Origin of the sequence: Ruegeria hyattellae, assembly GCF_041537925.1 — a bacterium.
In the GTDB taxonomy this organism is placed as follows: domain Bacteria; phylum Pseudomonadota; class Alphaproteobacteria; order Rhodobacterales; family Rhodobacteraceae; genus Ruegeria_C.
In genome coordinates this window covers 533,736-557,107 of sequence record NZ_JBGOSH010000003.1, presented here as the reverse complement: position 1 = coordinate 557,107, position 23,372 = coordinate 533,736, and the positions used below count along the sequence as shown (strand labels likewise).

Annotated in this window: 28 protein-coding genes; 8 read left to right on the top strand and 20 right to left on the bottom strand. The window is 62.0% G+C overall.

All coding sequences use genetic code 11. From position 1 onward, the window contains the following. Positions 1 to 87 precede the first annotated feature (87 nt). Positions 88 to 543 carry an Lrp/AsnC family transcriptional regulator gene (locus AB1E33_RS10225; RefSeq protein ID WP_372577156.1) on the top strand — a complete coding sequence of 152 codons (456 nt, stop codon included), beginning with the start codon at positions 88 to 90 and terminating at the stop codon, positions 541 to 543. A 3-nt stretch (positions 544 to 546) separates the two neighbouring features. Here the strand turns inward: AB1E33_RS10225 and AB1E33_RS10220 are convergent, their stop codons facing one another. After that, the gene (locus AB1E33_RS10220; RefSeq protein WP_372577155.1) at positions 547 to 936 is read right to left on the bottom strand and encodes a DUF3307 domain-containing protein; all 390 of its coding nucleotides are present in this window, start codon (positions 934 to 936) and stop codon (positions 547 to 549) included. A gap of 226 nt (positions 937 to 1,162) precedes the next feature. On the opposite strand from AB1E33_RS10220, the gene AB1E33_RS10215 reads away from it, so the two are divergent. After that, entirely contained in the window at positions 1,163 to 4,147 is a 2,985-nt protein-coding gene (locus AB1E33_RS10215) for an ABC transporter transmembrane domain-containing protein (protein ID WP_372577275.1), read from the top strand. A gap of 9 nt (positions 4,148 to 4,156) precedes the next feature. Here AB1E33_RS10215 and AB1E33_RS10210 read toward each other — a convergent pair whose 3' ends face one another. From AB1E33_RS10210 to fabA, 14 genes are all read right to left on the bottom strand, one after another. Beyond that, positions 4,157 to 4,843 (bottom strand): helix-turn-helix transcriptional regulator, encoded by a 687-nt coding sequence (locus tag AB1E33_RS10210; protein ID WP_372577154.1) that lies wholly within the window; start codon positions 4,841 to 4,843, stop codon positions 4,157 to 4,159. Positions 4,844 to 4,904: 61 nt separating this feature from the next. Continuing rightward, positions 4,905 to 5,300, bottom strand: a complete 396-nt coding sequence (locus AB1E33_RS10205; protein WP_372577153.1) for a RidA family protein — start codon at positions 5,298 to 5,300, stop codon at positions 4,905 to 4,907. Between the two features lie 94 nt (positions 5,301 to 5,394). Beyond that, the gene (locus AB1E33_RS10200; protein WP_372577274.1) at positions 5,395 to 6,627 is read right to left on the bottom strand and encodes a mandelate racemase/muconate lactonizing enzyme family protein; all 1,233 of its coding nucleotides are present in this window, start codon (positions 6,625 to 6,627) and stop codon (positions 5,395 to 5,397) included. Between the two features lie 24 nt (positions 6,628 to 6,651). After that, on the bottom strand, positions 6,652 to 7,758 hold the full coding sequence (locus tag AB1E33_RS10195) for a Zn-dependent alcohol dehydrogenase (protein WP_372577152.1): 1,107 nt from the start codon (positions 7,756 to 7,758) through the stop codon (positions 6,652 to 6,654). 78 nt (positions 7,759 to 7,836) lie between these two features. After that, complete coding sequence (locus AB1E33_RS10190; protein WP_372577151.1) at positions 7,837 to 9,039, bottom strand: TCR/Tet family MFS transporter; 1,203 nt, start codon at positions 9,037 to 9,039, stop codon at positions 7,837 to 7,839. Further along, on the bottom strand, positions 9,039 to 9,833 hold the full coding sequence (pcaD, locus tag AB1E33_RS10185) for a 3-oxoadipate enol-lactonase (RefSeq protein ID WP_372577150.1): 795 nt from the start codon (positions 9,831 to 9,833) through the stop codon (positions 9,039 to 9,041). Before pcaD ends, AB1E33_RS10190 begins: the two co-directional genes overlap by 1 nt. A 5-nt stretch (positions 9,834 to 9,838) precedes the next feature. Beyond that, entirely contained in the window at positions 9,839 to 11,041 is a 1,203-nt protein-coding gene (locus tag AB1E33_RS10180) for an endonuclease/exonuclease/phosphatase family protein (protein ID WP_372577149.1), read from the bottom strand. A 3-nt stretch (positions 11,042 to 11,044) separates the two neighbouring features. Next, positions 11,045 to 12,022, bottom strand: a complete 978-nt coding sequence (locus AB1E33_RS10175) for a threonine ammonia-lyase (protein WP_372577148.1) — start codon at positions 12,020 to 12,022, stop codon at positions 11,045 to 11,047. Next, entirely contained in the window at positions 12,019 to 12,846 is an 828-nt protein-coding gene (locus AB1E33_RS10170) for an alpha/beta fold hydrolase (RefSeq protein WP_372577147.1), read from the bottom strand. The genes AB1E33_RS10175 and AB1E33_RS10170 overlap by 4 nt, the downstream gene beginning before the upstream one ends. Beyond that, entirely contained in the window at positions 12,846 to 13,532 is a 687-nt protein-coding gene (locus AB1E33_RS10165) for a haloacid dehalogenase type II (RefSeq protein ID WP_372577146.1), read from the bottom strand. The genes AB1E33_RS10170 and AB1E33_RS10165 overlap by 1 nt, the downstream gene beginning before the upstream one ends. 89 nt (positions 13,533 to 13,621) lie before the next feature. Next, positions 13,622 to 13,891, bottom strand: coding sequence for a hypothetical protein (locus tag AB1E33_RS10160; protein ID WP_372577145.1), 270 nt, complete (start codon positions 13,889 to 13,891; stop codon positions 13,622 to 13,624). Positions 13,892 to 13,985: 94 nt separating this feature from the next. Next, complete coding sequence (locus AB1E33_RS10155; protein ID WP_372577144.1) at positions 13,986 to 14,777, bottom strand: enoyl-ACP reductase FabI; 792 nt, start codon at positions 14,775 to 14,777, stop codon at positions 13,986 to 13,988. Positions 14,778 to 14,783: 6 nt separating this feature from the next. After that, positions 14,784 to 16,013, bottom strand: coding sequence for a beta-ketoacyl-ACP synthase I (fabB, locus tag AB1E33_RS10150; RefSeq protein WP_372577143.1), 1,230 nt, complete (start codon positions 16,011 to 16,013; stop codon positions 14,784 to 14,786). A gap of 28 nt (positions 16,014 to 16,041) precedes the next feature. Then, positions 16,042 to 16,551, bottom strand: a complete 510-nt coding sequence (fabA, locus tag AB1E33_RS10145) for a bifunctional 3-hydroxydecanoyl-ACP dehydratase/trans-2-decenoyl-ACP isomerase (protein ID WP_372577142.1) — start codon at positions 16,549 to 16,551, stop codon at positions 16,042 to 16,044. Between the two features lie 187 nt (positions 16,552 to 16,738). On the opposite strand from fabA, the gene irrA reads away from it, so the two are divergent. Further along, on the top strand, positions 16,739 to 17,158 hold the full coding sequence (irrA, locus tag AB1E33_RS10140; RefSeq protein ID WP_249712782.1) for an iron response transcriptional regulator IrrA: 420 nt from the start codon (positions 16,739 to 16,741) through the stop codon (positions 17,156 to 17,158). On the opposite strand, the gene AB1E33_RS10135 is transcribed toward irrA, so the two are convergent. Further along, complete coding sequence (locus tag AB1E33_RS10135) at positions 17,159 to 18,055, bottom strand: LysR family transcriptional regulator (RefSeq protein WP_372577141.1); 897 nt, start codon at positions 18,053 to 18,055, stop codon at positions 17,159 to 17,161. It lies immediately after the preceding gene. Positions 18,056 to 18,144: 89 nt separating this feature from the next. On the opposite strand from AB1E33_RS10135, the gene AB1E33_RS10130 reads away from it, so the two are divergent. Further along, positions 18,145 to 18,942, top strand: coding sequence for a phytanoyl-CoA dioxygenase family protein (locus AB1E33_RS10130; RefSeq protein WP_372577140.1), 798 nt, complete (start codon positions 18,145 to 18,147; stop codon positions 18,940 to 18,942). Positions 18,943 to 19,030: 88 nt separating this feature from the next. After that, a complete protein-coding gene (locus AB1E33_RS10125; RefSeq protein WP_372577139.1) occupies positions 19,031 to 19,411 on the top strand; it encodes an acyl-CoA thioesterase in 381 nt (126 codons plus the stop codon). A 3-nt stretch (positions 19,412 to 19,414) separates the two neighbouring features. On the opposite strand, the gene AB1E33_RS10120 is transcribed toward AB1E33_RS10125, so the two are convergent. Both AB1E33_RS10120 and AB1E33_RS10115 read right to left on the bottom strand, forming a co-directional pair. After that, positions 19,415 to 19,789: an eCIS core domain-containing protein gene (locus AB1E33_RS10120; RefSeq protein WP_372577138.1), complete on the bottom strand. Its 375-nt coding sequence runs from the start codon at positions 19,787 to 19,789 to the stop codon at positions 19,415 to 19,417. A gap of 141 nt (positions 19,790 to 19,930) precedes the next feature. Continuing rightward, positions 19,931 to 20,137 (bottom strand): cold-shock protein, encoded by a 207-nt coding sequence (locus tag AB1E33_RS10115; protein WP_249712771.1) that lies wholly within the window; start codon positions 20,135 to 20,137, stop codon positions 19,931 to 19,933. A gap of 277 nt (positions 20,138 to 20,414) precedes the next feature. On the opposite strand from AB1E33_RS10115, the gene AB1E33_RS10110 reads away from it, so the two are divergent. Further along, positions 20,415 to 20,705 (top strand): hypothetical protein, encoded by a 291-nt coding sequence (locus AB1E33_RS10110; RefSeq protein ID WP_372577137.1) that lies wholly within the window; start codon positions 20,415 to 20,417, stop codon positions 20,703 to 20,705. A 41-nt stretch (positions 20,706 to 20,746) separates the two neighbouring features. Here the strand turns inward: AB1E33_RS10110 and AB1E33_RS10105 are convergent, their stop codons facing one another. Further along, entirely contained in the window at positions 20,747 to 20,953 is a 207-nt protein-coding gene (locus AB1E33_RS10105) for a cold-shock protein (RefSeq protein WP_249712767.1), read from the bottom strand. Between the two features lie 536 nt (positions 20,954 to 21,489). Here AB1E33_RS10105 and AB1E33_RS10100 point away from each other — a divergent pair. Then, positions 21,490 to 21,852 (top strand): antibiotic biosynthesis monooxygenase, encoded by a 363-nt coding sequence (locus tag AB1E33_RS10100; protein ID WP_372577136.1) that lies wholly within the window; start codon positions 21,490 to 21,492, stop codon positions 21,850 to 21,852. 18 nt (positions 21,853 to 21,870) lie between these two features. On the opposite strand, the gene AB1E33_RS10095 is transcribed toward AB1E33_RS10100, so the two are convergent. Next, on the bottom strand, positions 21,871 to 22,800 hold the full coding sequence (locus AB1E33_RS10095; protein WP_372577135.1) for an MBL fold metallo-hydrolase: 930 nt from the start codon (positions 22,798 to 22,800) through the stop codon (positions 21,871 to 21,873). Between the two features lie 113 nt (positions 22,801 to 22,913). Here AB1E33_RS10095 and AB1E33_RS10090 point away from each other — a divergent pair, with 113 nt between their 5' ends. Continuing rightward, positions 22,914 to 23,342 carry a DUF1801 domain-containing protein gene (locus tag AB1E33_RS10090; RefSeq protein WP_372577134.1) on the top strand — a complete coding sequence of 143 codons (429 nt, stop codon included), beginning with the start codon at positions 22,914 to 22,916 and terminating at the stop codon, positions 23,340 to 23,342. The last annotated feature ends 30 nt before the right edge of the window (positions 23,343 to 23,372 follow it).

Below are 23,372 nucleotides of genomic sequence, written 5' to 3'. Positions count from 1 at the left end.
AGATTTCTGGTTGTGTTGATTTTTGTGAAGAATTGGATAAATTATCCAAATAAGGTGGCGCTTTCGAAGTACTCAACCAGAAATGAAATGACCGACGACCGCGACCGACAAATACTGACCTTCTTGCAGCGGGATTGCCGCATCTCGAACGCCGAGCTTGCCGAAGCGGTGGGCATGTCGGCCTCGGCGCTCTGGCGGCGGGTGCGGGCGCTGGAGGACACAGGCGTGATCGCGCGCTATGGCGCGATTGTGAACCCCGAGGCAATCGGGCTGGACTTCGAGGCGATCGTGCATGTGCACCTGACGCGACACGACCCCGAAAAGATCATCGAGTTCATCCGCGCGGTCGAGACCAGTACAGTGGTACAGGAATGTTATGCTACGACCGGGCAGGCCGACTATCACCTGCGTGTGCTGACAAGCGATCTAGCCGCCTATAACCACTTCTTGGAAGAGTTCCTGTTCCGGCTGCCGGCGGTGTCCAGCGCGCAGACCAATGTGGTTCTGAGAACAATCAAACGGGACCGACCTGTCACGGCCTGAGCGTCAGGCCACGAAAGTCAGCCAGGCCCAGATCATTGCCACATAGGTCATCTGGTGCAGGAACTGGTCGAACCCCACCGCATGCCAATAGCGCGCCTGATTTGGCTGCAGTTCCATCTTGTCGGAATAATGCGCCTTGCCGAAATCGATGTTGAAATGGATGAACCACTCCAGCGCGATCAGTAGCAGGAGAAAGCCAAGCGGCGTGCCCATTATCAGCAATACGACGGCCGAACCTGCGGCATGGACACCGGCATGCAGGGCCCGCCCTACGTGCCAATACTCTCCTCGTCCCGAGAGCATCATGGGTGTTTGCAGGAAGTAGTCGGCGAACATGTGTTTGATCTGAAACAGAAAAAACAGCAATATCACCGTGCCGACGGTGACGGACAAGTTTGCCTCCCAGACTTTCGCTTATCGCAGATTATGGATAAAAAACCGCGGCTGTAAGTGAACTTCTTCACATTAATAGCAGAAAATTTCATGCTATTCCATTTGCCTGTGACAATCTGCGCGGGCTACGCTGTTGCGGTGGTAACATGGTAAGGGGCGCAATATTTCAGCGGCATAGCTCTTAGAATCCGGGGCGGGGAACATCGAACGCACGCTTTTTCAGTTCATCTGGAAACACTCGAAGCGCGACCAGCTTATTCTGCTGGCGGTGACGGCGACGCTGTTTCCGGTGCTCTATCTGACGCTGGAACTGCCGAAACGGATCATCAACGACGCCATTGGAGCCGCCACCCCGGTGATCCAGGTCTGGGGCATGAGTTTCCCGCAGGTGACTTATCTGGGAATTCTCTGCGTTGCCTTTCTCTTGGCCGTCTTGGGGCATGGGCTGCTCAAGATGCGCATCAACACGATGAAGGGCGTGCTGAGCGAGCGGATGCTGCGCCGGTTCCGCTATCAGTTGATCGCACGCGTGCTGCGCTTTCCACAGCCCTATTTCGAGCGGGTCAGCCAGGGCGAGCTGGTCTCGATGGTCACTGCCGAAAGCGAGCCGATGGGCGGGTTGATGGGCGACGCGATCAGCCAGCCGGTGCTGCAGGCGGGGCAGATGCTGACCATCCTGTCCTTCCTGTTCCTGCAAAGCGTCTGGTTCGGGCTGGCGGCCGTGGCGCTGATCCCGCTACAGGCCTGGCTGATCCCCAAACTACAGCGGCAGGTCAACCTGCTGAACAAGAGCCGCATACAGGAAGTGCGCGTGCTGGCCGCCCAGATCGGCGAAAGTGCCGCGGGCGCCTCGACCCTGCGCGCCAATGGCGGCTGGCGGCACCGGATGGCGCTGGTCACCCTGCAGCTTGGCCGCCTGTTCGATATCCGCTTCCAGATCTACCAGAAAAAATTCTTCATGAAGTTCCTCAACAACTTCATCTCGCAGTTGACTCCGTTCTTGTTCTATTCGGTCGGCGGTTATCTCGTGCTGCAGGGGACGGTCTCGCTCGGGGCGCTGGTTGCGGCACTGGCGGCCTATAAGGACCTGTCGAGCCCGTGGAAGGAACTGCTGGCCTATTATAACCAGACGCAGGACATGGCGCTGCGCTGGGACGTGATCCTGGAACGTTTCGCACCGCCCGGAATGGTTGACGAGGACCTGTTCCAAGGTGATCCCGAGGACCGCCCGCGCCTTAATGGTGATATTGTTCTGGACCATGTCTCGGTCCGCGATGGCGATGGCAATCTGGTGCTGGATGATCTGGACGTCACGCTGCAGGCTGGCGCTGTGATCGGCATCGCCGCACCCAGCGAAGAGGACCGTCGCGCGCTCTCGTCGTTGCTGACTCGCGAGTTGCTGCCCGCCAGCGGCTCGGTGATGGTTGCGGGCCATGATCTGTCCAAGCTGCATCAAGCGGTGCTGGCGGCGCGTATCGGCCATGCCACATCGCGCCCGGTGATGTTCCAGGGCACCTTTGGCGACAACGTGATGATGCCGATGCGCTTCCGCCCAAATGGCACCCCTGAAGACAGCGCTGACCTCAGCGAGGCGATCCGCGCCGGCAACAGCGCCGATCCCTATACTGCCGACTGGCTTGATCCCGGGCTGGCCGGGCTTGAAGACGCAAAGGCGCTGCGGGCCTGGTGGCTGCGCCTGATCGAGGGGCTGGGTTCGGGCGCGGCGCTATTCCGGCGCGGCACCGAACAGCAGTTCGATTCGCTGCTGCATCCGGAGCTGGCGACACGGCTGGTCGAACTGCGCCCCAGGGTGCAGCAGGCAGTACAGGCGGCAGGGCTTGCGGATCAGGCCTACCTGATCGACCCCGATCTCTATAACCCGGCGCTGCCCGTAGCCGAGAACCTGCTATTCGCCACCGCGCGCGTGCCGGTCACGCAGGAACTGCTGGCGGGTCAGGCCGAGTTTCTGGGCCAGTTACGGCAGTTGGGGCTCGACCAGACACTGGTGAGCCTGACCCAGGACGTGATCGACATGCTGCGGCAGATCTTTGGTCTGGACACCACCGATCACCCACTCTTCCGCAAGCTGGGCCTGGACACCAAGACCTACGAGTCTGCCATCGAGCTGATCGAAAAGACCCGCGAAAACGGCCATGTACTGAGCGATGCCGAACTGGCCAACCTGCTGGCGGTGCCCTTTGCGATCTCGGCCGACCGGATCGGGCCTGCCTTTTCCGAAGAGCTCAAGGCGCGCATTCTGGAGCTGCGCCATTCCCATTCCAAAGAGCTGATGCGTTGCATCGGCGGTGTCTTCACCCCGCTTGATCCGGCGACATTTGCACCGGGCCTGACGGTCCTGGAAAATGCGCTCTACGGTAAGGTCAGCCAGATGGGTGGCAGCAAGGCCGATGAGCTGCGCAAGCTGGTGGCAGGCGTGCTGATTGGCAACGGGGTCCAGCCGCTGGTGGTGGAACTGATCTATGACATGCCGGTCACGCTGGGAGGGCAAAACCTGTCGGCCACCTATGCCGAACCGCTGGCCTTCACCCGCGCCACCATCAAGAAGCCAGATATCCTGATCCTCGATCAGGCGCTGGCCAGCTATGACATGGACACTCAGGTCGCGGTCTATCAGAACCTGCGCGCGCTGCTGCCGGACACCACGGTGATCTATATCAATGACGGGTTCCAGACGCCGGAAGTCTTTGACCAATTCATTGAAGTGAAACAGGGCCGCATCGTCAGTGAAGAGACCGCCGACATGGTTGCCGAAGACGGCGTGTCCTCGGCCGACCTGACCCGCAAATTGCGGGCGCTGGAACAGACGCCCTTGTTTTCCGGGTTGGACCGCAGTCAGCTGCGCCTGCTGGCCTTTGGCGCGCGCTGGTACAATGCCGGGGCGGGGGATGTGGTGTTCCTCAGGGATGATGAACCGACCGACGGTGCCTATGTGATGATTGAAGGCGATGCCGGGCTTTATCTGCCGAAACCCGGTGACGAGGCGGATGAGCTGATCCTCACCGTCGGCCCCGGCGCTCTGGTGGGTGAACTGGGCCTGATCCGCAAGGAGCCGCGCGCGCTGAGCATGGTGGCCGAGACCGATATCACCTGCCTGCGCATCGGCGAAGAGGAGTTCCTTGCCGTGGTCGAACATGACGCCGCCGTGGCTTATAAGCTCCTGCAGGTGGTGGCGGGGTATGTGTCGAACTAGACGGCGCGATCAGCGATCATGGCTTTCGCACTCTTCCAACTCCATGAAGGCGCGTAGACCCGTTGCCTCATCGTCCTCGAAATTCTCCCCGGTCACGGTAAGCGCCGCGATGCGGTCGAAGCGGAACGTGCGGAAATCCTGACGCAGCTCACACCAGCCAGAAAACATCCAGCCATCGGCCAGGTTCCAGATCACCAGCGGGTGCACGCGGCGATCCGATCGGGTTCCGGTGCCATTCTCATAGCTGATCTGCAGGACCTGCCGGCGGCGGATCGCCGCGCGCAGCGCGCCGACATCCGGTGTCGTGCCGGTCTTGCTTTGTAGATTGAAATAGGGCGCGTCGGCCAGTCGGCGCTCTTCGGGTTCGGGCAGGCCCGCCTGCAGCTTGGCGCGCACCTCCCGTGCCGCCACCGCCAGCACCGGATCACCGGTGCGTTCCACAAAGGACAGCCCCACGGCCAGCGCGTCGATCTGGTCATGGGTAAAGGTCACGTTGGGCAGATCAAAGCCGGGCCGTAGCAGATAGCCGATCCCGGCCTCGCCCTCGATCGGCAGGCCCGATGCCTGCAAATGCGCGATGTCGCGATAAATGGTGCTGACGCTGACCTCGAACTGTGCGGCCAGGTCGGTGGCCCGGCTGACCTGACGGCTCCGCATTTCGTTGACCAGCCTGAACAACCTCTCTGCACGGCGCATCTGCTTTGGAACTCTCCGTTTCTCAGACCCAGCTTATAGCATGACGATCGCGCCGGTGCGTCTATTCCGCAGCGGTTGCTTCGATCTCGAACAACAGTGGCGCAAGCGCAAGCCGGCTCACCCCCAGCAGCGTCATCGGCGGCGCAGCACCGGTAAGACCAAACCGCGCGCTCAGCAGGTCGAAATGCTTCATCGCCTCGTCCACATCGGTGGCATAGATTCCCAGCCTCGTGACATTGGCAAGCCCCATGCCTGCCGCCTCCAGCACCGCCTCAAGATTGTCGAGGCTCAGCGCGATCTGGCCGCGCATATCGCCGGGGTGTTGCGGCTGGCCATCGGAATCAACGGCGGTTTGGCCCGCGCAGACCAGTTGTCGGGTGCCTTCCGCAAGCAATTCGGCTTGGTTGTAGCCGAGTTTCAGGGACCATGCCCATGGGTTCACAGCAGTTCGTTGCATTGGTTTTCTTGTCCTCATCAGGAATTCAGGGACTCCCAATGAAGCACAGCACTCCTCTCACCGTTGTGAGAGGAGTGTGAGAATAATTGCCCCGTCAGCCTTTCTTGGGTGGCGCCCCGCCCATGAACGCGTTTGCACCCGTATAGTCGCAGGGCGCCTCCTGCATCTGCAGGTGCAGGCCGTCGCCTTCATAGGGGTGCGCGCGGGCCAGTGCCTCGTCGATCTCGATGCCGAGGCCGGGCGTGTCTGGCGGGGTCACGAAGCCGTTTTCGACCTTAAGCGATCCCTTGATCAGATCGGAATGGAACGGTGTGTCGATACTCTCGATCATCAGCAGGTTGGGGATTGAGGTGGCAAGTTGGATATTGGCAGCCCATTCCACCGGTCCGGCGTAAAGATGCGGGGCCATCTGGGCGTTATAAGCCTCGGCCAGTGCGGCGACCTTCTTCATCTCCCAGATGCCGCCCGCGCGGCCCAGAGCCGGTTGCAGGATCGTGGCCGCGCCCGCGCGCAGCACCGGAGCGAACTCGGCCTTGGTGCAGAGCCGCTCGCCGGTAGCGACGGGGATCGAAGTGGCGCGCGCCACCTTGGCCATTTCGTCGATGTTGTCTGGGGGGATCGGCTCTTCGAACCAGAGCGGGTCATAGGGCTCGATGGCCTTGGCGAGCCGGATCGCACCTGCGGTCGAGAATTGGCCATGGGTGCCAAAAAGCAGATCCGCCCGGTCGCCCACGGCATCGCGGATCGCCTCGCAGAACGCCACCGACAGCGTGATGTCAAGCTTCGCAGGCATATGGCCGCCTCGGATCGTATACGGCCCGGCGGGGTCGAATTTCACCGCCGTATAGCCTTGCCGCACCATCTCGCCGGCGCTTTCCGCCGCCATCTGCGGCGATGTCCAGAACCTGTCCAGCGGGTGTTGAGGTAGGGGGTAGAGATAGGTATAGGCGCGCAGCCGGTCATTCATCCGCCCCCCCAGCAGGGCATAAACCGGGCGGTCGCGGTCTTTGCCGAGGATGTCCCAGCACGCGATTTCCAACCCCGAGAACGCGCCGATCCCGGTCAGATCGGGCCGCTGGGTAAATCCGCTTGAATAGGCGCGGCGGAACATTAACTCGATGTTTTCGGGGTTTTGACCCAACATATGCCGCTCGAACACATCGCGGATCACATGGGTCATTGCATCGGGTCCGATGGAGGAGGCGTAGCATTCACCCCAGCCGGTGATCCCGGTATCGGTGGTCAGTTTGACCAATATCCAGTATCGCCCGCCCCAACCGGGGGCAGGCGGCGCTGTGATGATGACGTCGAGATCCTGCAGTTTCATCATTCTACCTCCGTCGCGCGGGGATCAGCCCGCTGCCCCGTCCCGATCAAACAGGATCACGTTTCGCTTGGCGCTGCCGGTCTTGGTATCGGCAATCGCCTCGTTGATCTGATCCAGCCGCCAGCGCCCCGAGACCAGCTCGTCCAGTTTCAGTCGCCCTTGCTGATAGAGGTCGATCATCCATGGAATATCCCGCTGGATCACTACATCGCCCATCTTCGACCCGATCATGCCTTGCCCGATTGCGGCGAGGATCACCGGCTCGTAACTGGCCTGCGCACCCGAATGCGGCATACCGATCATCACGACGCGCCCGCCACGCCCCAGATAGCGGGGCGCTTGTTCATAGACCGGGATCGCGCCAACGGTGACCAGAACCGCATCAGCACCGCGCCCGCCCAGCGCCTTGTAGGCCGCTTTCCACGGCGCGTCCCGCGTGCCCAGAACACCATGCGTGGCCCCGAACTCCTTGGCGATCTCCAGCTTTTCCTCTGTCATGTCGACCGCCACGATCCGGCGCGCACCGGCGATGCGTGCGCCCTGAATGGCGTTGAGACCAACGCCGCCCGCCCCGATCACCACCACGTCCTGACCGGCCCGCAGCTTGGCGGCGTTGACCGCCGCACCGACGCCGGTGATGACGCCGCAGGACAGAAGACAGGCGGCGTCGCGCGCCATGTCTTGCGGGATTTTCACGATCTGGCGGTGGCTGACCACAACCTTTTCCGCAAAAGCCCCGCAGGCCATCGCCTGATCCACCGGCGCGCCGCTTGCATCACTCAGAGGCCCACCCATCGTGTCATAGGGCGTTTCGCAAAGCGTGGGCGTGCCGCCCGCGCAGCTTGGGCAGTCACCGCAGGCCCGGATCAAAGTGACCACCACCGGGTCGCCCAGTTGGAGATCGCCGCAGGCGTCGCCCATCGCGGTGACGATACCGGCGGCCTCGTGGCCATAGATGGCGGGCAGATTGCCACCCCATGCCCCCTCGGCAAAGGTGATGTCGGAATGACAGATGGCGACCGCGTCCAGCGTCACCTCGACCTCGCCCAGACCGGGCGAGGCCAGGGTCACCTCTTCGATGATCAGCGGTTCCCCGAATGCGCGGCAGACCGCGGCCTTGATTGTTGCCATGAAACTCTCCCCTGATTCAGGCCAACGGTGGACCGGTGTTTTGCCCTTCGCAAGGCAGAATCCGCCAAAACAAGGTCGCTACCAAACATCTCGTTTGGGAACGCGCACAAAAACCACCAGCCCGATGGCCATCAGCCCTAGCGCCAGCAGGAAGGGCGCGCCCGGCAGGAAGATCGGCGCGCCTTCGCGGGTGAAGGCGGCGAAAACGCTGGTCATCATCAGCGGCGATAATATCGTCGACAGGGCCTGGACCGCCGCCATCACCCCCTGCAACTCTCCTTGCTGGTTGTCGGGCACGCGCTTGGACATCATCGCCTGTAATGTTGGTGTGACCACCGCGCCAATGGCCGTGATCGGTGTGAACAGCAGAGCGACCAGACCACTGGTGACAAACGCCAGCACGCCAAAGCCCGCAAACTCGAACAGGTGGCCAAGGACCACCGTGCGCCGCTCACCGAACCAGCGCGTGATGTAGCGCAGCAGACCGCCCTGAACCAGCACCAGCGCCGTGCCATAGACGCCCAGCGACAGGCCGATCATCTGCGGTGACCAGTCAAAGCGGGCAAGCGTGAAATAGGCCCAGATCGCCGGGTAGACATAGATCGCGATCGAGTAGAGCAGATAGACCCACAGCAGCGCGGTCACGCCCGGTATCCGCATCATCGCCCGGAACGCGCCCAGCGGATTGGCCCGGCCCCACGTAAAGGCGCGGCGGGTGGCGTCGGTCACGGTTTCGGGCATCACGAACCAGCCCAACGCAAAGTTCAGCCCGGCCAGTAGCGCGGCGGCGTAGAACGGGGCGCGGGTGCCCATCTCGGCCAAGAGCCCGCCGATCATCGGGCCCAGCACGAATCCGACACCGAATGCGGCGCTGAGCAGGCCGAAATTGGTGGCTTTTTCTTCGGGTTTCGACTGATCGGCGATGAAAGCCGCCGCCGTGGCATGGGTGGCCGCCGTGACGCCGCCCACGATGCGACCGATCAGCAGCAGCCAGATCGACCCGGCCACCGCCATGACCAGATAGTCCAGCGCCATCACGAACAGCGACACCAGCAGAACCGGTCGGCGGCCATAGGCATCCGAAAGGTTGCCCAGAACCGGGCCGAACAGGAACTGCATTACCGCAAACGCACTGCTGAGGACACCGCCCCACAGCGCGGCATCGGCCAGCGTGCCGCCCTCTACCTCGAGTATCAGTGTCGGCATGATCGGAAAGATCAGCCCAATGCCCATCGCGTCGATGACCACCGTGGTCAGGATGAACACAAGCGGCAGGCGCATCAGCGGGCCAGATGCCCGATTTGTGTCAGGAAGCTTGTCAGCAGGGCTGCATAGTCTTCGGGTTGTTCGACGCAAGGCAGGTGGCCTGCGCGGCGGATCAGCTTGAACTCAGACCCCGGCACCAACTCGACGGTTTCACGCACCAGATCGGGCGGGGTCGAGCCATCCTCGGACCCGGCAATGCCCAGCGTGGGCAGGCGCAACCCGCTGGTTGGTGTATAGAAATCGGTGCCCGAGATGGCGGCGGAGCAGCCCAGAAACCCCTCCAGCGGTTGCCGGGTCAGCATGTTGCGCCAGAGGGCCAGATCGGGCGTGGCGCGAAAGGCGCGCGAGAACCAGCGCTCCATCGTGGCATCGGCCAACGCCTCGATCCCACCACTGCGCGCCGCTTTGATCCGGTCGTCCCACATGGCAGGCGTGCCAATCTTGGCCGCCGTGTTCGACAATACCAGCCCGCGCACCAGATCCAGCCGCTTCACTGCCAGCCCCTGCGCGATCATGCCCCCGATGGACAGGCCCACGAACACGCATTCATGCACACCCAGATGGTCCAGCAAGCGCTCGGCGTCGCGCACCAGAGCCCCCATCGCATAAGGCCCGTCGGGCACCGAAGACAGGCCATGACCGCGCTTGTCATAGCGGATGATCTTCAGCCCGTCGGGAAGATGCGGCATCAACGGGTCCCAGAGCCGCAGATCAGTGCCCAGCGAATTTGCAAAGACTACCGGCGCGCCTTCCGGGTCGCCATCGACGCGGTAGTGCAGCTGCACATCGCCCAGATCGGCCATCCGCATCCGGCTTACCCCTCGCGCTCGCTGTCCAGCCGGACATGGGCCATGATCTGCCCGTGATCCGAGGCGAGCTTGTTATAAGGCGCCTCGGGATGACTGCCATCGGTCAGGTGGTCGTTGAAGACGCTGAAATACTCCATCTCGCCGATCGCCTTGCCATAAGCATTGTCAAAATGGCGCGACATGTAGATCTGGTCGATGCTTTCATAAACGCCCCCAAAGGCCGAGGTATAGACCATGTCACGCAGGGATTTGCGGATGAACATCTTTTCCGCCGAGCGCAGGCGCACCCGGTCGACCGCTTCGGTGATCTCTTCGTTCTCTTTCTTCGAATAACGGTCATTGGGTTGCTTGGCGTCATGGCGCAGCATCCAGGAATAGTTCTTGAACGGCACCTCTCCGGCGATGATTTCGGAACTGACCGCATGTTCGCCATCGTTGAAATCTCCCAGCACCATCACGGGATGGCCCTTGTCCAGTTCCGCCACGATCTCGCGCCGCAGCACCCAGGCCTCGGCCATGCGCCGCAGCGCCGCCCGCAAGGCCCCCATGGCGCGGCCCACCGGATCATAGGAGGTCAGCACCGCCTCGGGCGCGAATTCTGCGCCCTCGGGGCGGGGGAACTCGCCCAGTTTGGATTTCAGATGGCAGTTGAACACCGTGATCACCGTGCCGCCCACCGGGATACGCACCTTGAGGATCGGGCGCGACAGCTTCTCCAGCCGGAAATGGCCCGCATCACCGCCGCCCAGTGCGGACATCGGGATATCCAGCGGTTCCTCCAGCAGCTGGATCACCTCGGGCTCTTCGGCAAAGCCGTGGCGCGACAGCAGCGCAAGACCGGGACGCCGTTCGCCGGGCGCGCCATCATTGACATTGGGCGCAAAGGCAAGCACCGCCTGCCCATAGCCGCCAAAGGCCAGTTTCCGGAAGATCGCCTTGCGGTGATAGCGCTTCGAGGCATCGGGGATGGTCGCCTCATTGGCCGCTGCGCCCCGCTTGTCGGCCTCGTCAATCACATCCCGCAGGGTCTCGTCATCGAAGATTTCCTGAAAGCCGACGATATCGGCATCCATGGTCAGCAGCTGGTCGGCCAACCAGTCTTTCTTCCAGGCGTATTCTTCTTCGGTATAGCGCTGGAACCGGTAGTATTCCTGATCCGCGCCGATCAGGTTCTTGACGTTGAACGAGGCAATGGTGAACCGGGTCATGATCTACTCCGCATAGCGTTCAAGGGCGTGGCGAAATAGCGTGGCATCCACATTGCCGCCCGAGGCGACGACGATCACCGCCTCGCCCGCAATCTCACCCCGGCGCAAGAGCGCGGCTGCCAACGCCACCGCGCCACCCGGCTCCAGCACCAGTTTCAACCGCGCAAAGGCCAGCGCCATCACGTGCATCGCCTCATCCTCGGACACGGCCAGCCCCGGACCGCAGAGGCGTTTGATGATCGGAAAGGTGATCTGGCCGGGCTGCGGCGTCAGGATCGCGTCGCAGATATTGCCGCCCTCGCGCGGGTTGCGTTCGCGTTTGCCCGAGGCGAGCGAACGGCGCATGTCGTCAAAATCTTCAGGTTCACAGGTGCGGGCGCGCAGACCGGGGGCATGACCCTCAAGCGCCAGTGCAATGCCCGAGGTCAACCCGCCGCCGCCGCAACAGACCAGCACGTCCGCCTCGGTCACGCCTGCGTCTCGTGCCTGCCGCGCAATCTCCAGCCCGGTTGTGCCTTGCCCGGCGATCACCTGCGGTTCGTCATAGGGTTTGATCAGGGTCAGGCCGCGTGTCTCGGCCAGCTCCGCACCGATCTCTTCGCGGCTTTCGCGCTCGCGGTCATAGAGCACTATATCACCGCCCAGGGCGCGTGTGTTATCGATCTTCATGCGCGGCGCGTCGGCGGGCATTATGATGGTTGCGGGCACGCCGTGCAGAGCCGCGGCATGGGCCACGCCCTGCGCATGGTTGCCCGAGGAAAAGGCAATCACGCCGCGCGCGCGCGTCTCGGGCGCCAGCGCCGAGATCGCCGACCACGCGCCACGAAACTTGAAGCTGCCCGTATGCTGCAGGCATTCAGGCTTGATCAGAACCCGCCGCCCGGCAAGCTCATCCAGAAACGGCGAGGACAGCAGAGGCGTCTCGCGGGCATGGCCCTTGAGGCGCTTTGCAGCAGCTTCGATGAGGCTGAGATCGGTCATATCTGGTCCACCACCTGATGAATGACATGAAGCGCTTCGGGTTCGTCCAGAAACGGCACATGGCCGCGATTGGGCACCTCGGCCGAGACAAGCCCCGGATGGCTCTCCTGCATCTTTTGCAGTGTTTCGCTGGTGAAGAGGTCGGAATTCGCGCCGCGTATCACGCCGGTCGGGATGGGTTTCAGCGCCTCGAACAGCGGCCAGAGGTCTGGTGGCGGCCCGGCCTGCGCCTGTTCCAGCAATGCGTCGCGCAGCTTGGCATCATAGCGCAGCGTCAGCCCATCCTGGCTCTCGTCGTACTGAAAGTTGGCCTGCTCGCGCCAGCGCCCCAGCGGGACGCCGGGAAATTCGGGGTCCATGAATTTCTTGAGGCCCACCGCCGCCTGATCCAGTGTCTTGGAATTGGGTAGTATCCCAACATAACCCATGATCCGTTCCAGACCGGCAGGGGCGACCTCGGGGCCGATATCGTTCAGGATGACGGCGGCCAGTCGGTCGGGATGGGTCGCGGCCAGCACCATCGACACCAGTCCGCCGCGCGACGTGCCCAACAGCGACACCTTGTCCAGTGCCAGATGGTCAAGCAGCTCGATCACATCCAGCGCCTCGCGCGCGATATTGTAATGCATATGGTCGGGATCGTAATCCGAGCCGCCACGACCGCGAAAATCCAGTGTCAGCAGGCGCAGGTGCACCAGATGCGGTTTCACGAAGTTGAAATCATCGCCATTGCGGGTCAGGCCGGGCAGGCAAAGCAGGGGCACACCCGCGCCCTCATCACTAAAATGCAGCCGCAACCCGTCGGTGGTGGTGAAAGATGGCATCAGGCCCTCGCCAGTTCGGGGATGGAGGTCAGGTCGGACAGGATATGCGTCGGACGCCAGGGCAGGCGGTCGACCGGCTCGCCTGCGCGGTTGACCCATGCGGTGACAAATCCGTACCCGCTGGCACCGGCAGCGTCCCAGCCGTTGGAACTGACGAACAGCACGGCGTCACGGGGGGTGTCGAACCGGCTCTGCACGAGGTCATAGACCTTGGCATCGGGCTTGAAGACACCGACGCTTTCCACCGACAGCACATCATCCAGCACATCGCCGATCCCGGCCGATTGCACCGCCCCGTCCAGCATCTGCGGCGAGCCGTTCGACAGGATCGCGGTATTCAGCCCGGCGGATTTCAACGCGGCCAGCATCTGCGGCACTTCCGGATAGGCCTGCAATTCCCAATAGAGATCCAGCAGGCGCTGGCGCAGAGCGGGGTTTCCGTCCAGCGTGCACGCCTCAAGCGCCCAGTCGAGGCCCTCCTGCGTGACGGTCCAGAAATCGGTGTGGGCGCCGGTGATGGCGCGCAGCCAGGTATATTGCAGCTGTTTCAGCCGCCAGTGATTGGCCAGTTCGGCCCATGTTTCCACCAGCGCGGGGAATGCAGGCTCGGCCGCTGCCTGCCTTGCGGCGGCGCTTACGTCGAACAGAGTTCCGTAGGCGTCGAATACGCAGGTTGTGATCGCCATGATGCTGCCTCCCGTCCGGGGGCACACTGGCATAGGATTTCAACGGGTGAAAGATGCGTCTTGAGTGGTGGGGAAATCGCGGCTTGCCCTCAGTCGGGGCCGCCGCCATAACCAAGGAAACCACCTGTCATGTCGATCACCACGGCCAGCCGCGAGGCGTGCTCGCCACCCTCCTTCGGTTGGATCGAGGCCGGATACTGCCCGATTTGCGAGGTATCGGACTGCACCGCAGAGATGACGAGGATCAGGGCCACCGCCCCGCCGGCGCCAACAATGGCAAGGCGGATGTTGCGCAGCAGTCGGCTGAGCAGCGAGGGCGCGTGTGAGGGCGCGGGTTTTGTGAAATCGAGTGCGGTCATGACATCAGGGTGATTCACACTTGCGACAAAAAAACGGCATCGCAATGACGATGCCGTGGTTTTTGTCTCTTTGTTGATTCAGTGGAAACGATCGCTACATCGCTTCCGGCTGCGGCATGCCCAGAACATGGAACCCGCCATCGACGCGGATGATCTCGCCCGAGGTGCAGGCCCCGGCATTCGAGGTCAGGTAGACGGCCGTGCCGCCCACTGCTTCAAGCGTTGCATTACTGCGCATCGGTGCGTTCTGGTCGCAGAACTTTAGAGTCTTGCGCGCGCCGCCGATGGCCGCACCGGCCAGTGTTTTCATCGGGCCAGGCGAGATGGCGTTGACGCGGATTCCGTCAGGGCCGAGGTCATTGGCCAGATAGCGCGTCGCCGATTCCAGTGCCGCCTTGGCCACACCCATCACGTTGTAATTGGGCACAACCCGGTTCGAGCCCTGATAAGTCAGCGTCAGGATGGTGCCGCCATTGTCCTTCATCATCGGATAGGCCCGGCGCGACACTTCGATCAGCGAATAGGCCGAGATGTCCATCGAGTTCTTGAAGTTCGCCCGCGTGGTGTCCAGGAACCGGCCAGTCAGTTCGGACTTGTCCGAATAGGCGATGGCATGGATCAGAAAGTCGATCGTTGGCCAGCGTGCCGACAGTTGCTCAAACGCGGCATCCAGCGAGGCATCGTCGGTCACATCCACATCGACCATGAAATCCGACCCGACGCTCTGCGCCAGAGGCTCCAGCCGCTTACCAAAGGCTTCGCCCTGATAGGTAAAGGCCAGCTCGGCGCCCGCCTCGTGCATCGCCTTCGAGATGCCCCAAGCGATGGACCGGTCATTGGCCACGCCCATGACGAGGCCCCGTTTTCCCTGCAGTACTTGCGACATGTTCTGTTACCCGTTGTATTTCGACAGGATCATCGACCCGTTGGTTCCGCCAAAGCCAAAGCTGTTTGTCATCACGCTGTCCAGCCCGGCATCCAGCACGGTCTGGGTGGCGATTTCCTCAGGCTTCAATTCCGGATCCAGCGTCTCGACATTGATCGAACCGGCGATGAAATCATGCTCCAGCATCAGCAGCGAGAAGATCGCCTCAAGCGCGCCAGCGGCGCCCTGCGCGTGGCCGGTGAGCGACTTGGTTGAGCTGATCGGAGGCTGCTTGCGGTCGGCAAAGACGCGGCGCACCGCTTCGACCTCGCCCACGTCGCCGACGGGGGTCGAGGTGCCATGAGCGTTGATATAACCCACCTCGCGACCCTCGGGCAGCGTCGCCAGCGCCAGTGCCATCGCCCGTTCGCCGCCTTCGCCCGAAGGGGCCACCATGTCATGACCATCCGAGGTGGCAGCATAACCGGTGACCTCGGCATAGATCTTGGCACCGCGCGCCTTGGCGTGCTCCAGCTCTTCCAGCACGACGATGCCGCCGCCGCCCGAGATCACGAACCCGTCGCGATTGGCGTCGAATGCGCGCGAGGCCTTGTCGGGCGTGTCATTGTATTTTGACGACATAGCGCCCATGGCGTCGAAAAGGCAGGACAGCGTCCAGTCCAACTCCTCGCCACCCCCTGCGAACATCACATCCTGTTTGCCCAGCATGATTTGCTCGGCGGCGTTGCCGATGCAATGTAGCGAGGTCGAGCAGGCCGAGGTGATCGAATAGTTGATGCCCTTGATCTTGTAGGCGGTGCTCAGGTTGGCGCTGATGGTCGAGCACATGCATTTCGGCACCGCAAAGGGTCCGATCCGCTTGGTGGCACCGGTTTTTAGCACGGTCTGATGCGCGGTCAGCATGGCGCTGGTCGATGGCCCGCCCGACCCGGCGACCAGACCGGTGCGCGGGTTCACGACATCGCTTTCGTCGAGCCCGGCATCGGCGATGGCCTGACCCATGGCGATATGGGCATAAGCCGCACCGGGACCCATAAAGCGCAGCGCCCGTTTATCGACATGTTCCTTGACGTCGATATCCAGCGCGCCCGCGATCTGACTGCGGAACCCGTGTTCGGTCATTTCAGCGCTGGCGGTAATGCCTGATCGCCCTTCCTTGAGCGAGGCCAGGACCTCGTCAACATTATTGCCGATCGATGAGACGATCCCCAGACCGGTGACGACGACGCGACGCATGAGCGTTCTCCTTGAAAACTGGCGTGGGTTAGCTTTCGGTGGCCAAGCCCACTTTCATGTCTTTCACGAGATAAATCTCTTCTCCATCCGCCAGCACGCGGCCATTGGCCACACCCAGCTTGAGCTTGCGGTCGATGACCCGCGTGAAGTCGACATAATAGGTCAGCATCTTGCGGTCGGGTTTGACCATGCCCTTAAGCTTGACCTCGCCCACGCCCATCGCCATGCCCTTGCCGATCATGCCGCGCCAGCCCAGATTGAAGCCGGTCAGCTGCCACAAGCCGTCAAGGCCCAGGCAACCCGGCATGATCGGGTTGCCGGGGAAATGGCAGGTGAAGAACCACAGGTCGGGTTTGATGTCGAATTCGGCCACAACATGGCCCTTGCCGAACTCGCCGCCATCGGCGGACACTTCGGTGATCCGGTCCATCATCAGCATCGGCGGCTCGGGCAATTGCGCATTGCCGGGGCCGAACAATTCGCCGCGGGCGCATTTCAGCAGTTCGTCTTTGTCAAAGCTGCTCGGGTATTGGGCCATGCCGCGGCGTCTCCTGCAAATGGTCACATGCGTTTTATCTGGACCCGTCTAACACCGGCGCGCGCCCTCCTGCAAGAGGAGCGCAACGGCACAATTCGGGCCCGCAAGGTCTTGCGAATGAATTTCATTTGAACTTTTGCCCCGCTCCGCCCTATATACTATAACGACGACGTTCAGGTAAGCGATCATGACGCCAGATAGCCAAAAGATAGCCACCGACTGGCTGGTCGGGGCCGGGTTGCGGCCCACACGGCAGCGCGTGGCGCTCGCCGAATTGCTGGTGGGCGACGGAAATCACCGCCATGTCACCGCCGAAAGCCTGTTCGAATCCTCAAAGGTTTCGGGCTCTGCGGTGTCGCTGGCCACGGTCTACAACACGCTGCGCGCCTTCTGCGAGGCCGGTGTGCTGCAGGAGATCACAGTGGACGGGTCGAAAAGCTATTTCGATACCAACACCCATGACCATCCGCATTTCTACTGGGAAGACGAAAGCCGCCTGTCGGACGCGCCTTCCGAAGAACTGGTGATCCAGCGGCTGCCCGATGCGCCCTTAGGGGCTGAGATCGCCTCGGTCGATGTGGTGATCAGGCTGCGCAAAAAGCAGTAACTACGCGTTTCCAAGGCAGGCAATCAAGGCGCGTTCGGCGACAGCGACGGACGGATCGGCCGGGCCGGTGCCGTGGCGCGCCAGAACCACTGCCTCGGTTGCTTCGGGATCGGGGATTGGCAGGCTGACCAGCGGCATGTGATCATAGCTGACGTCATGGGATGGGCTTGCATAGCTGATGCAGATCCCTTCGCCATGCGCTGCAAAGCTGCGCTGCAGCTCCAGCGAGGCAGCCCGGTGCGCGACGCTTGGCGTCAGACCGTTTCGCCGGAACAACCCTAGAATGTGCTGCGCGGACAGCCCTTCGCGCGACAGGATCAGAGGATGGTCCTGCAGATCGGCCAGCGTAACATGTCGGGCCCTCGCCAGCGGGTGCTGCGGTGACAGGATGGCGCGCGGGCTGCTGTCGAACAGCTTGTGCCGGGTAAAGCCCGAATCCATTCCCAGGTCATAGGTGATCGCCAGATCGATCTGCCCATCGGTCATACCGGCAATCATCGCCTCGAACCCATCGACACCATAGGACACCGAGACATCCGGTATGTCGTCGCGCAGCCGGTGCAGGGCCGGTGCCAGCAGGAACGGGGCCAGATCGACGAAACACCCCAACCGCATCCGGGTCGCACCGGGGCCGGGTGTATTCGACCCTTCCAGCCGGGCGGCGTTGCTCAGTAACTGATCGGCGTCTTCGATGAACCTGCGCCCCTGCGGCGTGAGCGCCATGGCCGATCCCCGCTTGCGGGTGAACAGGGGATATCCCAGATGCGCCTCAACCCGCGTCAGCGCATTGGACAGGGCCGGTTGCGAGACATTCAATTGATGCGCCGCCGCCGACAAGCTGCCATGCCAACCGATGGCGCTGATATATTCATACTGGCGGAGCGAGATATATAACATGAAGTTAATACTAGCTTTGAAAGATATGATTTGAACAGGGTGCCTGGACATGCACAGAATTGACGCGCGCGACAAAGAAGGAGACTGCCATGACCCGCCCTCTGGTTACTCAAGAGATGATCGACTCCTACCAGCGCGATGGCGTGGTGGTGATCCGTGGGCTGTTCGACGGCTATGTCGATCAATTGCGCGCGGGTGTTGCGGCCAATATGGACGCGCCCGGCCCCTATGCCTCGGAAAACAAGAAGGCGGGCGAGACCGGGCGGTTCTTTGACGATTACTGCAACTGGACCCGTATCGAGCCGTTCCGGCAGGTGATCGAGGCCGCGCCCGCGGCCGCCGTGGCCGCAGATCTGATGGGCTCGGATCGGGTTCAGATGTTTCACGACCATGTGTTGGTCAAGGAACCCGGCACCTCGATGGCAACGCCTTGGCATCAGGACGGGCCGTATTATTTTGTTCAGGGGCAGCAGACGGTTAGCTTCTGGGCGCCACTCGACCCGGTCCGCGAGGCGACGCTGCGCTGCGTGATAGGCTCGCATCGCTGGGAAAAAGAGGTGCTGCCGACCCGCTGGGTGGCGCAGGAGGGGTTTTTCCCCGACGAAGGCCAGTACATGCCGGTGCCCGACCCCGATGCCGAGGGTATGGAGGTTGCCGAATTCGAGATGGCTCCGGGTGATGCCGTCGCCTTCAACTTCCGCACCCTGCATGGCGCGCGCGGCAATACCAGCGCCAGCAGGCGGCGGGCGTTTTCGCTGCGGCTGGTGGGTGACGATGCGCGCTATGTCGAACGTCCGGGCCGCACCTCGCCGCCTTTTCCGGGGCACGGGATGCAGCCGGGCGAGCACCTGCGCGAAGACTGGTTTCCCATTCTCTACGAACGCTGAGGCGACTTCCTGGCACCGGTCGACCCCGCGGGCAGAAACTGCTATCGGGGTGAAGCCCAAGCCAGCCCGCAACAGCCCGGAGTAGAAAATGGATGACGACACACCAACGGGCGAGCTGACCCTGCGCACCTTGGCGATGCCCAAGGATGTGAACGGTAATGGCGACATATTCGGCGGCTGGGTGCTCAGTCAGATGGACATGGCGGCGGGAATCACCGCCGGCACACGTGCAAAGGGCCGGGTCGCAACGGTGGCAATCGACGCGATGAAATTTATCCGGCCAGTGCAAGTGGGCGACGTTCTTTGCGTCTACAGCCATCTGCAACGGATCGGGCGGACCTCGATGGCGATCGGGCTCGAAGCCTGGGTGCTGAGGGATCGGGTAGGGTCCCGGCAGAAAGTGACCGAGGCGGTGTTCACCTTCGTGGCGATCGACAGCGATGGCCGCCCCCGCCCCGTCGAAGGCTGACCCTTACTTCGAGATCAGAACCTTGCCCGGTTTCGGTTTCGGCCATTTGCCGTTGCCCTGCTGGATCACATGGATCAGCTCATGGGCCAGCAGCTTTTCGTTCTTGGCGTCGCCCGGCTTGGCCAGAAAGATCTTGAACCCGTCGGTAAAAGCCTTGGCCTTGACCTTCTTGCAGACCTCTTTGCAATTTCCGCCCACATGCAGGCGAACCTTGTTCAGCTTTGCCTTTTTGAACACCTCTTCGACGCCTTTCTTGACGCCTGCGGGCAGTTTCAGTTCCTTGGTGTCCTTTGGCAGGGCATCACATTTCTTCAGCCGGGCTTTCTTGCCCTTGAGCGGCTCGGCGATCTTTTCGACATCTTGCGGTTTGAGGGCCATTCGGCGGGTCTCCGGTTTCAGGGCGTCCTGTTTGAGCTAAACCCTCAGCGCCGCTGCGGTCTGTGAAAATATTCACAGCCCCCCGGCAATGCCAAAGACAGGGGATGACCGGGCAGGAGGATCTGCCCGGTCTTCGCGATCTCAGGCCAGCGTGATGTCGTCGGCGCTTTCGCGGCCATCGCGACCGGCGCGCAGCTCGTAATTCACTTTCTGGTTGTCGGCCAGGCCGGTCAGGCCGGCGCGTTCGACGGCCGAGATATGCACGAACACGTCATTGCCGCCATCGTCGGGCGCGATGAAGCCGAAGCCTTTGGTGGTGTTGAACCATTTCACGGTGCCTTTGGGCATATCCGTGGTCTCCTTCAGATTATTGCTGCCCGCGGGGTGCGGCAGCCCGGCGTCGTTGTCTGGATCGAGAGACTGAACGCCGGTGGTCGGAGACAGTGATCGATAGAATAACGTAGCGCCCCAGATATGCCATCCGGCGGGCTATCGGGCAAGTGTTGCGGTCGATCGCATCCCGCGGGGCGGGTCGGTGCCTAGCAAATACGCCGGGGTGCGTGGCGGACAAAATCGCGGGAATCTGCTAAGATAGGGGCGTCACAACAACCAAGGGGAGGACAAGATGACCTATGTGACCATCACAACCTGGGAGAATGCCGACGGTGTCGATTATGACCAGACGATGAAGAAGATAACCGAAACGCGCCTGCCCGCGCTGCGCAATCTGGGCGCTTCCCGCGTGACCGTGGTGCGCACCAGCGAGCGCACCAGCGCCGCCATAACCGAATGGCCCGACGCCGCCACCCGCGATGCTGCCGAAACTGCCATTGCCGCTGTACGCAACAAAGTACAGTCCGAAGACTTTTCACGCATGACCGGAGAAATGAAGGGAGAGGTTGTCGCGGATGTGTAGGATGGGTGTTGCCACCCATCCTGAGGTCTTACTCAGCCGATTCAGGCGAGTTGGATGTTCGTCGCGCTTTCGCGGCCGTCACGGCCAGCTTCGACGTCATAGGTCACTTTCTGGTTGTCGGCCAGGCCGGTCAGGCCTGCGCGCTCGACAGCGCTGATGTGGACGAAAACGTCCTTGCCACCGGTTTCCGGTGCGATAAAGCCGAAGCCTTTGGTGGTGTTGAACCATTTCACGGTGCCATTAGCCATATCCGTGGTCTCCTGTTTTGGTCTGTTGCCCGCGTCAGTGCGGCAACCTGGCGTAGTCGGTCTGGATCGATAGACTGAACGCCCTGAGAAGGAGACAGTGGGTCGAAAAAGAATAACGTAGCGCGCATTACATGAGGGCGAACGGTTTGGATTGCAAGGTTTATTGCACACCCGACGCGAAAGCGGCGGATTTCCCGTCATTTGCACAGCACATCGCACGGCACGGGCGCTTGCCCTGCCGTTTTGACAGTAGTTTTGCCTGACCCGGTGTATAGGCCAAAGGAAATGGCGGCGCCGCCAATCCGGAAAGTTGAACGGGGCATTGTTCCCCGCGCCCGAAAACGCTTAAAGGCGCCCCTTGTGCCAGAAGGGGCCGGTTTCCTGGTGGTCCGGTATGTCAGGCCGGGCCATGTCGCGACCGGCCAAAGATGACTCGCGACCAGTTAAGGCGCGGTGAGCCGGGCGCGCGGTGGTCCGAGCGCGTGCGTCACGCTAGACTGTCGGCATTTCCCAGCCCCCGATTTGAGGAGTTCCAGATGTCCGCACCGCATATCGTCACCGTGATCGGCTATTTCTCGATTTCGTCCGAAAACGCTGCCGCCTTCCGCGAAAACTGCGCCGCCATGGTGGCGCTGCACGACAAAGAGCCGGGCCATCTGGCTACCGCCTATGGCTTTTGCTCCGACGGCACCGCGGTCTCGCGTGAGGATTATGACAGCGCTGAGGCGGTGCAGCGGCATATGCAACTGGGCAGCCACATTTTTGAGAGTACGCAGGCGCTAGTGCAGATCACCGGGGTCGAATTGCATGGACCAGCCGAAGAGATCGACAGGTTGCGCGATCTCTTCAGTGCAATGTCGCCCCGGTGTTTCGTGACCGAATATGGGTTCCGGCGCTGAGCGGCCCGGCCCTGTGCTTCACAGCATCTGATAGCTGACCGGCACGAAACGGAATCCGTCGCCGCGCTGTTCCACAAAGCCTGCGGCGGGGAAGGGCATGTGATAGCCGATCATCGGCACTCGGTCGGCAGCCAGCATGCCCAGAACATCGCGGCGCGCCTGTGTGGCGGCGGCCTTGTCCATGTCGAACCGCACCTCCCATTCGGGATGGGCGAAGGACCAGACATAGTGGTTGGCCAAATCGGCGGTCAGCACCAATTGCTGCCCCCCACTATCCAGCAGATAGACCATGTGACCGGGCGTATGGCCAAAGGCCGCTTTGGCGGTGATGCCCGCGGCAATGCTGCCGCCATCCTCGATAAAGCTCATCTTCTCGGCCATCGGCGTGACATTGGCCTTGACCATATCGCCGACCCGGTTGCCCTCATCGGCCTTGGCCCAGAAATCATACTCGGTTGATCCGGTCACATAGCGGGCATTGGCAAAGGTCGGTGTGCCATCAGTCATCATGCCGCCGATATGGTCGGGGTGCATATGGGTTATCACCACCACATCGATGGCGTCGGGGGCCACGCCTGCCGCCGCCAGTGCGGTGATGATGCCGCCCTTGCCCAGCCCGGTATCGAAGAGGACCAGCTCTTCGCCCGCATCGACTAGCGTCGGGGTAAAGAAGAACTGCGCGCCGTCGGCTGAGATGAAGTTGTCTTCGGACACCTTTTGAAAATCTTTGTCCGAGGCGCCGCCACCAAAGATATCTTTTGCGCCATCCACCGGGGTGGTGCCGTCAAGCAGCGTCGTGACCGTCATGTCGCCCAGCTTGAAGGTGCGCGCCACCGGGCCTGCGGCGTTACCGCCATGGCCCCCGGCAAACGACGGGGTGGCAAGGGCTGCGGCGGGAAGGGCGGCGGCGGATGCAAGTGCTGCACGGCGGGTGAGTTTGAGTGTCATGGTCTTCCTCCTGTGGGTCGCTTTCTTCGCGAGATAGGTCGCGCGGGCAGACTTCCCAGCCTTGTTTCATCGCATCTATGTGATTGCGGCAGAGAATGATAAAATCTTAACCCATGACGCAGAACAAAACAGTCCCGACCGGCGCCGATGTAGGTGGGTTCCTGGATGCGGTGGCGCCCGCCTCGAAAGCCGCTGATGCCCGGATGTTGGATACGCTGTTTCGCAAGGCGACCGGGTATGAACCGGTGATGTGGGGCCCGTCCATTGTGGGGTATGGCCGCTACCATTATCGCTACGCCACCGGGCGCGAGGGCGAATTTCTGGCCACCGGGTTCTCACCGCGCAAGGCAGCACATTCGATCTATATCATGCCGGGCTATGCCGATTTCGGCCCCATCCTGTCGAGGCTTGGCAAGCACAAGACCGGGCGATCGTGCCTTTATGTGAACAAGCTGGCCGACATAGATCTCGACGTGCTGGAGGAGCTGGTCCGCGCCGGGCTACGCGATCTGAACACCCATTGGCCGGTGCAGCCGACCTGAGCGCCTGACAGGTTCTCGCAGCGAATAGAC

Bases quoted from the DNA above. Each gene is read 5' to 3' on its own strand.
- AB1E33_RS10225 (WP_372577156.1), top strand. From the start codon at position 88: ATGACCGACGACCGCGACCGACAAATACTGACCTTCTTGCAGCGGGAT.
- AB1E33_RS10210 (WP_372577154.1), bottom strand. From the start codon at position 4,843: ATGCGCCGTGCAGAGAGGTTGTTCAGGCTGGTCAACGAAATGCGGAGC.
- AB1E33_RS10205 (WP_372577153.1), bottom strand. From the start codon at position 5,300: ATGCAACGAACTGCTGTGAACCCATGGGCATGGTCCCTGAAACTCGGC.
- AB1E33_RS10200 (WP_372577274.1), bottom strand. From the start codon at position 6,627: ATGAAACTGCAGGATCTCGACGTCATCATCACAGCGCCGCCTGCCCCC.
- AB1E33_RS10195 (WP_372577152.1), bottom strand. From the start codon at position 7,758: ATGGCAACAATCAAGGCCGCGGTCTGCCGCGCATTCGGGGAACCGCTG.
- AB1E33_RS10190 (WP_372577151.1), bottom strand. From the start codon at position 9,039: ATGCGCCTGCCGCTTGTGTTCATCCTGACCACGGTGGTCATCGACGCG.
- pcaD (WP_372577150.1), bottom strand. From the start codon at position 9,833: ATGCGGATGGCCGATCTGGGCGATGTGCAGCTGCACTACCGCGTCGAT.
- AB1E33_RS10180 (WP_372577149.1), bottom strand. From the start codon at position 11,041: ATGACCCGGTTCACCATTGCCTCGTTCAACGTCAAGAACCTGATCGGC.
- AB1E33_RS10175 (WP_372577148.1), bottom strand. From the start codon at position 12,022: ATGACCGATCTCAGCCTCATCGAAGCTGCTGCAAAGCGCCTCAAGGGC.
- AB1E33_RS10170 (WP_372577147.1), bottom strand. From the start codon at position 12,846: ATGCCATCTTTCACCACCACCGACGGGTTGCGGCTGCATTTTAGTGAT.
- AB1E33_RS10165 (WP_372577146.1), bottom strand. From the start codon at position 13,532: ATGGCGATCACAACCTGCGTATTCGACGCCTACGGAACTCTGTTCGAC.
- AB1E33_RS10160 (WP_372577145.1), bottom strand. From the start codon at position 13,891: ATGACCGCACTCGATTTCACAAAACCCGCGCCCTCACACGCGCCCTCG.
- AB1E33_RS10155 (WP_372577144.1), bottom strand. From the start codon at position 14,777: ATGTCGCAAGTACTGCAGGGAAAACGGGGCCTCGTCATGGGCGTGGCC.
- fabB (WP_372577143.1), bottom strand. From the start codon at position 16,013: ATGCGTCGCGTCGTCGTCACCGGTCTGGGGATCGTCTCATCGATCGGC.
- fabA (WP_372577142.1), bottom strand. From the start codon at position 16,551: ATGGCCCAATACCCGAGCAGCTTTGACAAAGACGAACTGCTGAAATGC.
- irrA (WP_249712782.1), top strand. From the start codon at position 16,739: ATGACGCCAGATAGCCAAAAGATAGCCACCGACTGGCTGGTCGGGGCC.
- AB1E33_RS10135 (WP_372577141.1), bottom strand. From the start codon at position 18,055: ATGTTATATATCTCGCTCCGCCAGTATGAATATATCAGCGCCATCGGT.
- AB1E33_RS10130 (WP_372577140.1), top strand. From the start codon at position 18,145: ATGACCCGCCCTCTGGTTACTCAAGAGATGATCGACTCCTACCAGCGC.
- AB1E33_RS10125 (WP_372577139.1), top strand. From the start codon at position 19,031: ATGGATGACGACACACCAACGGGCGAGCTGACCCTGCGCACCTTGGCG.
- AB1E33_RS10120 (WP_372577138.1), bottom strand. From the start codon at position 19,789: ATGGCCCTCAAACCGCAAGATGTCGAAAAGATCGCCGAGCCGCTCAAG.
- AB1E33_RS10115 (WP_249712771.1), bottom strand. From the start codon at position 20,137: ATGCCCAAAGGCACCGTGAAATGGTTCAACACCACCAAAGGCTTCGGC.
- AB1E33_RS10110 (WP_372577137.1), top strand. From the start codon at position 20,415: ATGACCTATGTGACCATCACAACCTGGGAGAATGCCGACGGTGTCGAT.
- AB1E33_RS10105 (WP_249712767.1), bottom strand. From the start codon at position 20,953: ATGGCTAATGGCACCGTGAAATGGTTCAACACCACCAAAGGCTTCGGC.
- AB1E33_RS10100 (WP_372577136.1), top strand. From the start codon at position 21,490: ATGTCCGCACCGCATATCGTCACCGTGATCGGCTATTTCTCGATTTCG.
- AB1E33_RS10095 (WP_372577135.1), bottom strand. From the start codon at position 22,800: ATGACACTCAAACTCACCCGCCGTGCAGCACTTGCATCCGCCGCCGCC.
- AB1E33_RS10090 (WP_372577134.1), top strand. From the start codon at position 22,914: ATGACGCAGAACAAAACAGTCCCGACCGGCGCCGATGTAGGTGGGTTC.